This window comes from Enterococcus durans NBRC 100479 = LMG 10746 (assembly GCF_001544215.1).
GTDB lineage: Bacteria > Bacillota > Bacilli > Lactobacillales > Enterococcaceae > Enterococcus_B > Enterococcus_B durans.
Window position 1 is genome coordinate 1 of record NZ_BCQB01000073.1, and the last position, 9,778, is coordinate 9,778.

At 36.7% G+C, this 9,778-nt stretch carries 9 protein-coding genes, 2 tRNA genes and 1 pseudogene; 5 read left to right on the forward strand and 7 right to left on the reverse strand.

Going from position 1 to position 9,778, the window contains the following annotated elements:
• The first annotated feature begins 222 nt into the window (after positions 1 to 222).
• The 5 genes and pseudogenes from ED2_RS16170 to ED2_RS13420 all read left to right on the forward strand — a co-directional run bounded on the left by ED2_RS16170 (position 223) and on the right by ED2_RS13420 (position 2,511).
• Positions 223 to 573 (forward strand): hypothetical protein, encoded by a 351-nt coding sequence (locus ED2_RS16170; protein WP_016177796.1) that lies wholly within the window; start codon positions 223 to 225, stop codon positions 571 to 573.
• A gap of 60 nt (positions 574 to 633) precedes the next feature.
• Positions 634 to 693 (forward strand): annotated as a pseudogene (locus ED2_RS16175) (hypothetical protein); the annotation flags it as partial.
• Between the two features lie 114 nt (positions 694 to 807).
• On the forward strand, positions 808 to 1,704 hold the full coding sequence (locus ED2_RS16180) for a M protein trans-acting positive regulator (MGA) (protein WP_231369450.1): 897 nt from the start codon (positions 808 to 810) through the stop codon (positions 1,702 to 1,704).
• Positions 1,705 to 1,952: 248 nt separating this feature from the next.
• Entirely contained in the window at positions 1,953 to 2,228 is a 276-nt protein-coding gene (locus ED2_RS13415; RefSeq protein ID WP_005881150.1) for a DUF2089 family protein, read from the forward strand.
• Positions 2,221 to 2,511 (forward strand): hypothetical protein, encoded by a 291-nt coding sequence (locus ED2_RS13420; RefSeq protein WP_005881153.1) that lies wholly within the window; start codon positions 2,221 to 2,223, stop codon positions 2,509 to 2,511. The genes ED2_RS13415 and ED2_RS13420 overlap by 8 nt, the downstream gene beginning before the upstream one ends.
• Positions 2,512 to 2,573: 62 nt before the next feature.
• Here the strand turns inward: ED2_RS13420 and gor are convergent, their stop codons facing one another.
• The 7 genes from gor to ED2_RS13455 all read right to left on the reverse strand — a co-directional run bounded on the left by gor (position 2,574) and on the right by ED2_RS13455 (position 9,761).
• A complete protein-coding gene (gene gor, locus ED2_RS13425; protein WP_005881155.1) occupies positions 2,574 to 3,920 on the reverse strand; it encodes a glutathione-disulfide reductase in 1,347 nt (448 codons plus the stop codon).
• A gap of 165 nt (positions 3,921 to 4,085) precedes the next feature.
• A complete protein-coding gene (locus ED2_RS13430) occupies positions 4,086 to 5,327 on the reverse strand; it encodes a peptidase U32 family protein (protein ID WP_005881157.1) in 1,242 nt (413 codons plus the stop codon).
• 18 nt (positions 5,328 to 5,345) lie between these two features.
• Positions 5,346 to 6,269: a peptidase U32 family protein gene (locus tag ED2_RS13435; protein ID WP_005881159.1), complete on the reverse strand. Its 924-nt coding sequence runs from the start codon at positions 6,267 to 6,269 to the stop codon at positions 5,346 to 5,348.
• A 187-nt stretch (positions 6,270 to 6,456) separates the two neighbouring features.
• Complete coding sequence (locus ED2_RS13440) at positions 6,457 to 8,937, reverse strand: ATP-dependent Clp protease ATP-binding subunit (RefSeq protein ID WP_060789889.1); 2,481 nt, start codon at positions 8,935 to 8,937, stop codon at positions 6,457 to 6,459.
• Between the two features lie 6 nt (positions 8,938 to 8,943).
• Positions 8,944 to 9,411, reverse strand: a complete 468-nt coding sequence (locus ED2_RS13445) for a CtsR family transcriptional regulator (protein ID WP_005881164.1) — start codon at positions 9,409 to 9,411, stop codon at positions 8,944 to 8,946.
• Between the two features lie 142 nt (positions 9,412 to 9,553).
• Positions 9,554 to 9,627, reverse strand: a tRNA-Arg gene (locus tag ED2_RS13450).
• A 60-nt stretch (positions 9,628 to 9,687) separates the two neighbouring features.
• Positions 9,688 to 9,761, reverse strand: a tRNA-Pro gene (locus tag ED2_RS13455).
• Between the last annotated feature and the right edge of the window lie 17 nt (positions 9,762 to 9,778).

Here is a 9,778-nt window from a genome sequence, read left to right on the forward strand (position 1 = left end):
GACGTTTATTCTTTTTAAGAAGGACTATTGTCCCAGACTCTTTTTTATTTTCATCAATGATAGAACGAGTATTCATTACAATACAAAAAAATAAAATAACATACATTAATATATAAAATAATTTTTTATCATTTAAAATTTGGAATTTTATTTTATATTTCTCCTATAAAAAAACACTTACATTGTTAAATAATTATGATAAAATAATATATATACTAAGAAATGAAAGGTGGCGAAAAAAGATTTTTGCTATTTAAAAATCTAAAAAAGATGACAAAAGAACCTAGTATACTTGAAAAATCTTCTGAAAGACAAATAAAATTAGCCTTGATTCTGGGTATGTCAGATAGCGATTGTGACACCTTAGCACAACAATTAAATATCACAAAAAAAACTTTATTGAGTGATGTTGTTTTTTTTAATCATACCTATTCACCGATTGCAATCAACATCGATCAATATCAAATTACCTCGTTAAACATACCAAGTGATCAGAATTTAGAAGACCTGATAAAACAAATTCTTAATCATTCAACAAATATTCAGATACTCAAACATATTTTTATAGAATAAATAACTTTATCGAAGCTTTCAGAAACACTGTTTTTAAGTGAAACAAGTATTCGGCGCATCATTTTAAAGATCAACACTTATTTTAAAAGTAAGAAATTGCCTATAAGCATCCACCTAACAACAAAACCAAAAATCATTGGGGATGAAATTTTTATCCGGCACTTTTTTTGCAGCATGTTTCGGGAGTTATATCCACCGCAACATCTCCCTCATTTTGAACACCTATTTGAAATTTTGAAACGTTATTATGAAAAAAGTAATTCTGCTACTGATATCAGTACATATAAATTGATTTTGAATAGTTATTATTTCTATATTTCACTTATCCGTATCGGGCATCATCATTTAGTAGAAGTATCTCCGACTGAAAACTGTAGTACGACCTCCATATTTTTTGATTTACTACAAAAAAATACTGTCCTATGTTCAATCATCGAAAAGAATTATCAATGTAAGATCACTAGAGCAGCAATTCAAGATATCATTCAATCTGGGATATATTTGTTCGAAAATCGTGCTGACAACCATAAAAAAAATGAATGGGATCAATTACATACATTAGCGCAACGCTTTTATACTCAATTAAATATAATTGCTCCTTTATCTACTGAAGAGAAACAACAGTTGCAAGATTTTCTTCACTTCAATCAGGAGTTACAATCGTTCAAAACAACTTACATAGAAATCCTATCCGATCTTTTAATCAAGCATTCACCGAAACTTCTAGTTGCTTACGATACAGCCATAGAAGAAGCCGGACTTACAAACATTAAAAAGAACCATTTTCTGTATGAAGAGTTACTGCTGGAATTGATCACTTTATCCCCACAACTATTGGCGACTTTATTTCCACATAAAGCGCATTTTTCGATCTTGATCATTTCCTATCAAGAAGAACGAATTTTATCCTTTTACAAGCAACTTTTATTAAAGAAATTGCCCGCATTGCATTCAATTGATACATACAAGGGAAATATCTTCAAACTAGATTACCAAGAAATCAATCAATATGACTTAATCTTAACGGATATCGAACTAAATAAGAGTCGAATAACCACACAGATGCTAAAAATTTCCAAAGTACCTATTTCTTCTTTTTGGAACAATTTAGAAGAAATCCTTTATACCTGACACATCATTGGTCAAAAGAACTAGCAAAAACCTATGGATAGTATAAAAAAGTCGGACAGAATAGCTCCGGTAACTAAGAAGGGGTTCACAGAATTTTCTTTTCAAATTTTTGTGAATCCCTTCTTAGATTTTTCTCGTTCCTTATATATCACTCCCACCTATAATTGATTTTATAAATTTTCCTTGTGTTTTAATTTTAACAATGTTAAATTAAAATAAATAATATTAATAAAAGGAGAGTAAAGTAAATGGATTGGTTTTTCACTTTAGAAACTGAAGAACAAGAATTTATCAAAAAATTCTTATTCGCTTCAGGTTCCTTAAAGCAATTAGCAAAAGATTATCAAGTTAGTTATCCGACTGTCAGATTAAGATTGGATCGATTGATCGAAAAGATAAAATTATCTGAAGAAAACAATGATTCTTTTGAAATTGCAATCATGGAGATGGTTATTAATGAAAAACTATCCTTAGAATTAGCAAAAGAAATCTTAATAAAACATAAGGAGAGTAACCATGAATAATATTTTAGAACTTTTATTGATTGTTTTCGTTATTGCTTTTCAAACGCTGTCAGGATATTTAGGAAAAAAATATTTAGGGGCAATCTTACCGGTGATTTTTAGTGGCTTAGTTGTCTATATTGTCATTAGTGGTCACTGGGATCTCTCTTTTAAAAATATTTTGATGCCTTTCGTTGGTTTGATCGCGCTGATCTGTATGTATGAAGGCGGAAAAGAGTCGAAGAAAAAGAAACTCGCAAAAGAATTAGAAAAAATGAAAGCAAAAGATATCCTTAAGCGATAACAATAAAAAAATACGCCACCTAACTTAGACATTCTAAAGTTAGACGGCGTATTGCTTTTTCATTATCTCATGGTTACAAACTCTTCAGCACCTGTAGGATGGATTGCTACAGTATTATCAAAATCGGCTTTTGTTGCTCCCATCTTGATAGCTACAGCAAATCCTTGGAGCATTTCATCTACACCAACACCGATTGCGTGTAAGCCAATGATTTTTTCTTCTTTACCTACACAAATCAATTTCATTTCACATTTCTGACGATAATCATTCAATGCAAAATACATAGGTGTAAAGCGGGAGCGATAGACTTTGATTGCTTCTTCTCCATACTCCTCGATTGCTTCTTTTTCTGTCACACCGATCGTTGCAATCGGTGGATGCGTAAAGATGACCGTTGGTACCAAGTTATAGTCTAAATACGAATCAGCTTTACCATTGAATAAACGTTCAGATAAACGACGTCCTGCAGCAATCGCTACTGGGGTCAATTCAATTTTCCCAATAACATCTCCAACAGCAAAAATATGGCTATCTGTTGTGTTTTGGTATTTATCAACTACGATAAATCCTTTTTCATCTAATTGGACTTGCGTATTCTCCAAGCCAAGTTTCGCCGTATTCGGTACACGACCACCAGCAAATAGGACACAATCCCCTGTCAATTTTTCGCCATTTTCAAATACGACAGTATAGTCATTCTCATTTTTGATGATTTCTTTGGCCACATAGTGTGCATAGGTTTGAATCCCAGCTTCTTGGTACATCTCTACTAAGTTATCAGATAACATTTGGTCAAATGTACGTAGCGGGCGTTCTTTGCGGTATGCCCACATTACTTCGCTCCCTAAGCCGCGAAAGACTCCTGAAAGCTCCGCAGCAATATATCCAGCACCTAAAACAATTGCTCGTTTTGGTAGTTCTGTCAATTCAAAGAAGCCATTTGAATCAATCGCATACTCGCCCCCAGGAATACTCATCTTGCTAGGTTTTCCGCCTGTAGCGATCAAAATTTTTTCTGCTTGATATGTTTCGCCATTTACTTCCACTGTTTGGCTATCGACAAATGTTGCATATCCTTTGATTGCATCAACATGATTACTATCCAACCCACGTTGATACGCTCCATGTAAAAATTCGATGTATTTTTCACGTCGTTCAACTAATTCTTTGAAGCTTACCTTTTTTAGATCCGCTTGGATGCCATAACTTGGAGCATCTCGTTCAATCGTTTCTAAAATCGTACTTGCTTGCCACATGACCTTTTTAGGTACACAGCCGACATTTACGCAAGTGCCACCTAATTCATTTCCTTCAATCAATAAGACTCTTGCACCATGCATTCCTGCACGATTTGCTGAGGCAATCCCACCTGAACCACCACCGACGACTATATAATCATAAGTTTCCATGTTATACCTCCCGATTTAAAAGGATCATGTCAATAATGATACCTTAGATAACAGCTTAAACAAGCTATGAATGCTCTTTCACAAGCTTTATCCTTACAAAAAATAAGTGTAACACGTTTTACTAAATAATAGGTTTCAAATGCTCAGCTTGTCATGCCTCCGCTATTATTTTCTTTTACGGATCATGTCACCTGGCTTAACTGGTTGAGCTACTGGCATCGTTAGGATCATCATTGGGTTAGGCGCACGATCAATGGACTCTCCTTCATCATTATACATTACTTCCACTGGTTGGCTGAAATGTGTAAACCCTGGTCCATAAAATTCAATTTCATCGCCTACAGAAAAAAGATTTCTTTGACGGATCGTTGCAATCTTTGTTTCTGCATCATAAGACAATACTTCACCAACGAATTTATAAACAGGGATCTTGCGACGTTCCCCAAATAATTGTTCATTTTCACTTGGTGTATTGTAGTAAAAACCAGTAGCAAGCTCTCGTTGTGCCACTTTCCATAACTCATCGATCCATTCTTGTTTACATACATAGTTATCTGGATCTTCCATGTAACTATCCACTGCTGCTTTATAGACATTCGAAACAGTTGATACATAATGGATCGATTTCATCCGTCCTTCGATTTTGAAACTATCGACCCCATTCTCGATCAATTCGGGGATATGTTCGATCATTGACATGTCGACTGCACTCATCGAAAATTCTTCTTCGATTTCTCCAGAATCAGTCAAGCTGTTTCTCTCTTGACCAAATGGCATATCGAACAGTCCATATTTCCAACGGCATGATTGAGAACAGCCACCGCGGTTTGCATCACGCATCGACATGTGGTTAGACAATGTACAACGTCCAGAATAAGAAATACACATTGCACCATGAATGAACGCTTCAATTTCAATGTCTGTATTTTTACGGATCTCTGCGACTTCTTCCATTGAAACTTCGCGTGCCAAGACGACACGTTCTAATCCTTCTTCTTTCCAGAATTCAAGCGTTTCAAAGTTGGTTGCAGAGGCTTGGGTAGAAAGATGGATAGGTAGACCAGGTGCTTCCGTTGCACAAATCTCGATTAAGGCAGGGTCTGAAACGATCACCGCTGAAATGCCAACATCACGCAGACTTCTAAAAAATTCTCCTGCTCCCTCTTCGTTTCCTTCATGAGTGACCATATTCGCAGCAACATATACTTTTGCATCATGTTCTTTGGCAAAAGCAACACCTTCAGCCATTTCTTCATAGGTGAAATTACCGGCACGACTCCGCAAACCATAAGCATTACCGCCAATGTACACAGCATCTGCACCATAATGGATCGCTGTTTTTAATTTTTCAAGTGTTCCTGCCGGAGCTAAGACTTCCGGACGTTTTAATTTTCGTTTTGTTGTCATTTTTCTTTTGTCTACTCCTTACTTGATGGCTTCAGGATCAATATAAAAGAAGCCTGTATCTAATTCACGATTTGTTGGATGTAATTCGTTGATTGCAGCACAAATTGCTTCAGCTTGTTCTTCATTCCATGAATCAGCAAGTAGCAAGTCTTTGGCTTTTACAAATTCTTGTGTGATCTTTACAAAATTTACTCCTGGTGTAAATAATCCGTCTAATTTCCATGTACGGAAGTGATGCGTATAAAGTTCATTCAATTCTTTAGAAAGATTTAGATCATTGCTTGCAAAAATATGTGTACCATGTGTATCTTCATAAATGGAATAATGTGTTTCTTCTTTTTTAGGTTCAGAAAGAAAGAGCCCTCTGTCACGGTCTGCTCGCTCCTCTTGCTTCGTAAAATGATAATAATTTTGTAAAAGCGGCCGTTTCGATTGATGGATACATGTAGCACCATACACGAGTACTTCGACAGGAATCGTCAATTTCTCTTCCATTTTTTTCATTTCTTCAAACGGAACTTCACGTGCCAGTACTGCACCAGTCGCTCCTTTTTTCGCCCAAAAGTTGATTTGTCTTGCACTAGTAACCAACGTTTCTGCGTCAAATATATATGGAATACTCAATTCAGGGTATTTTTTCATTGTATAAATAATCCCAGTATCGCCCACCGTGATCTTATCGACCCCGATTTCTTTTAGAAATTTCAGGTATTCTGGAACTTTTTTCATTTTTTCAGGATGGATAATGCCATTCACCGCAATATTTGCTTGTTTGCCATATTGATGAGCCAATTCAACTAATTGGCGTTGTTCTTCTCTCGAGAATGACGCGGGTAATCTTAGGCCAAATAACTCTTCGCCAAAATATAAAGTGTCCGTCCCAGCTTCAATCAGCTCTTTCGCTTGTTCAAAAGATTCTACAGTAGTTATGATTTCGATCATTAGTTCCTCCTCCTACAACTCCATAATAGTAGCATAGCTTAAAAAACTTTCCAATACTTCTTATATTTATTGTTGGATTTTTGAAAATCTCTTCACAAGAAAAACTGCACATAATAAAAAAGAACGGCTATTATCTCTCCACGTAATGTTTACGTTAGGAGAGATAAAAAACCGTTCTTCTTAATCATTAGGATTCAATTGTTGCCTTTTTTGGTAAGCGAACGTTTAAAGTGATTTTCCCTTTCGAGGCGCCCACTGTGACTTGATCCCCTAAATGGATCTCGCCACCTAGTAAAGCTTCACTTAAGCGATCTTCTACTTCTTTTTGTAGGGCACGACGGATCGGACGAGCACCATACTCAGGATCAAATCCCGCTTTACCAATCACATCAACTGCTGCCGGTGTGATTTTCACTTGAATATCTTGGTCTTTTAATCGTTTGACGATCGCACGACTCATGATCTCAACAATCGCATGTATTTCTTCTTTGCTTAGAGAATGGAATACTACCGTTTCATCGATACGGTTCAAGAATTCTGGACGGAACGTTTTCTTCAATTCCTCTAAAATACGTTTTTGCATGGCTTTATGATCTTTTGTAATATCTTGGACATTGAAACCAACATTCTTTTCTTCTCGAATTTGTGTCGCTCCAATATTTGAAGTCATGATCATGATCGTATTTCGAAAATCAACTTTTCGACCTTTAGAATCTGTTAAGTGACCATCATCTAGTACTTGTAATAACAGATTGAAAACATCTGGATGGGCTTTTTCCACTTCATCTAATAGAATCACCGAATATGGTTTTTGGCGGATTTTTTCTGTCAATTGTCCACCTTCATCATACCCAACATATCCTGGAGGTGAACCAATTAGACGACTTGTGCTGTATTTTTCCATAAATTCAGACATATCCACACGAATCAACGAGTTTTCATCGCCAAACATCACTTCTGATAATGCTTTAGCCAACTCCGTTTTACCGACACCCGTTGGTCCTAAGAACATGAATGAGCCAATCGGACGATTAGGGTCTTTCAGCCCACTACGAGCACGTCGGATCGCACGCGACACTGCCTTAACTGCTTCATCTTGTCCAACTACACGTTCATGTAGTAATGCTTCTAGTTCTAATAACCGCTGACTTTCCTTCTTTTCCAACTGTTGAAGTGGGACACCTGTCCATTCAGAAACGACAGTCGCCACATCCTCTTCAGTTACACGGTTCGCATAACCATTTTCGTGTTTTTCTTCAAGCAATAATAACTTATCTAGTTTTTTACGCATTGCTTTTTCTTGTCTGCGGAATTGAGCTGCCGTTTCAAAGTCTTGTTTCTGGATAGCTCGTTCTTTTTCTTTCACAAAAGTATCGATTTCTAACTTGACCATCGCCGATTTAGATAGATCATCTGTCTGATCTAAACGAACTTTTGCAGCTGATTCATCGATCAAATCAATCGCTTTGTCGGGTAATTGTCGGGAAGTGATATAACGTACAGAGAGATTGACAGTAGAACGTACAGCTTCATCTGTGATTTCTACATTATGATGTTCTTCATATCTTGAGCGTAGTCCGCGCAAGATTTCTTCTGCTTCCTCCGGCGTTGGTTCATCCACTTGAATACGGGCAAAACGTCTTTCCAATGCCGAGTCTTTTTCAATGTACTTTTGGTATTCATCTAAAGTCGTTGCACCGATCGTCTGTAACTCGCCACGAGCTAACGCTGGTTTCAAAATGTTCGAAGCATCGATTGCGCCTTCTGCTCCACCAGCACCGATCAGCGTATGCAACTCATCAATAAATAAGATCACTTGGCCATCGTTATAAATTTCATCAATGACTTTTTTCATCCGATCTTCAAATTCACCACGATACTTCGTGCCTGCAACTAATGAGCCCATATCGAGCATCATCAAGCGTTTTTCCTGCATTTCTTCAGGCACTTCACCCAAGATGATCTTTTGTGCAAGTCCCTCCGCAATAGCAGTTTTACCTACACCAGGTTCACCAACTAATACTGGATTATTTTTAGTGCGGCGGCTAAGGATTTGGATCAAGCGTTTTACTTCTCTTGAACGTCCTACTACTGGATCTAATTTGCCTTCTTTAGCTAGTTGCGTTAAATCTCTTGCTAAAGAATCCAAAGTTGGTGTACCTTTTACCATTTGGCGCTTCTCTTGTGGGTTTCGACGACGTAGTCCACCATTACGAGTATCATTTTTCAAGCCCATTTTTTGTTTCAGTGATTGGCGTACTTTCGTTAAACTGATTCCTAAATTGATCATGATGCGAGCAGCCATAATGCTTTCATCCTTCAACAGACTAGACAAGATATGCTCTGTACCGACTTTTTGCGAACCCATTTTCTTTACTTCGCTATTCGCCAATGCAAATATTTGTTTCATCCTTGGGGAATATGGAAGAAATACACCCTGAGGATACGAATTGACCATCCCATAACCAATTAAATGTTCGATCTCTTCATAAATATCCGTTTCGTTAAGCCCCACTTCTCGCAAGACTTTCCCAGCGATACCATTTGGTTCGAGTACTAAGGCTAACAAGATATGCTCAGAACTAACAGACTGATGTTTGAATTTTTTTGCTTCTTTTTGCGCAATTTCTAATACTTGTTGCGCTCTTTCTGTAAAAAGTTCTTCCATTTATGTTCACTTCCCATCTTCATAACTTAAACGTTCTAAAAAGGCTCGAAGAATCCTAGCACGTGTATAGTCTTCTAATTCACTAAAATTAAGTGTACTTTTAGCAATTGCACTTAACATTAAATTTCCTTCTTTTTTTGAAATCATTTGATCTTCATATAGCTTTTGGATAATCGCAAACGCATTTTTTTCACTGATCGTTTCATCAAACAGCTGATTGATTTGTTCCAGCATATGTCTTTTATCAGAAATCCTTACTTTTGCAATACGTATATAGCCTCCGCCACCCCGCTTACTTTCAACTAGATATCCACGTTGAATCGTAAATCTCGTATTGATGACATAGTTGATTTGAGAAGGAACGCAATTAAAGAGGTCTGCCATTTCAATCCTACGAATCTCAATCATTTCATTATCTTCCAAAATTTTCTTTATATAAGATTCAATTAAATCCGAGGTATTCTGATGTGCCATCTTACTCATTCCTTTGACTAATATTGACCTTAATTATAACGAATTTAATATCAGAAAGAAAGAAGAATGACTTTTCTTCATCTTTACCTTAGTATTTATTAAAATATATAAAAAAAATACGGAATAAACCATTCCGTATTAACGCGCCCAAGAGGAGTCGAACCCCTAACCTTTTGATCCGTAGTCAAACACTCTATCCAGTTGAGCTATGGGCGCATATTCAGTTCATTCAAATTATAAATCAACTTGAAAGTAAAAGCAATTAAAAACAAAAAATCGGGAAGACAGGATTCGAACCTGCGACCCCTTGGTCCCAAACCAAGTGCTCTACCAAGCTGAGCTACTTCCCGAAGATATAAAAAAGACT

Coding starts and splice junctions, on each gene's coding strand:
- ED2_RS16170 (WP_016177796.1), top strand. CDS start 223: ATGAAAGGTGGCGAAAAAAGATTTTTGCTATTTAAAAATCTAAAAAAG.
- ED2_RS13415 (WP_005881150.1), top strand. CDS start 1,953: ATGGATTGGTTTTTCACTTTAGAAACTGAAGAACAAGAATTTATCAAA.
- ED2_RS13420 (WP_005881153.1), top strand. CDS start 2,221: ATGAATAATATTTTAGAACTTTTATTGATTGTTTTCGTTATTGCTTTT.
- gor (WP_005881155.1), bottom strand. CDS start 3,920: ATGGAAACTTATGATTATATAGTCGTCGGTGGTGGTTCAGGTGGGATT.
- ED2_RS13430 (WP_005881157.1), bottom strand. CDS start 5,327: ATGACAACAAAACGAAAATTAAAACGTCCGGAAGTCTTAGCTCCGGCA.
- ED2_RS13435 (WP_005881159.1), bottom strand. CDS start 6,269: ATGATCGAAATCATAACTACTGTAGAATCTTTTGAACAAGCGAAAGAG.
- ED2_RS13440 (WP_060789889.1), bottom strand. CDS start 8,937: ATGGAAGAACTTTTTACAGAAAGAGCGCAACAAGTATTAGAAATTGCG.
- ED2_RS13445 (WP_005881164.1), bottom strand. CDS start 9,411: ATGGCACATCAGAATACCTCGGATTTAATTGAATCTTATATAAAGAAA.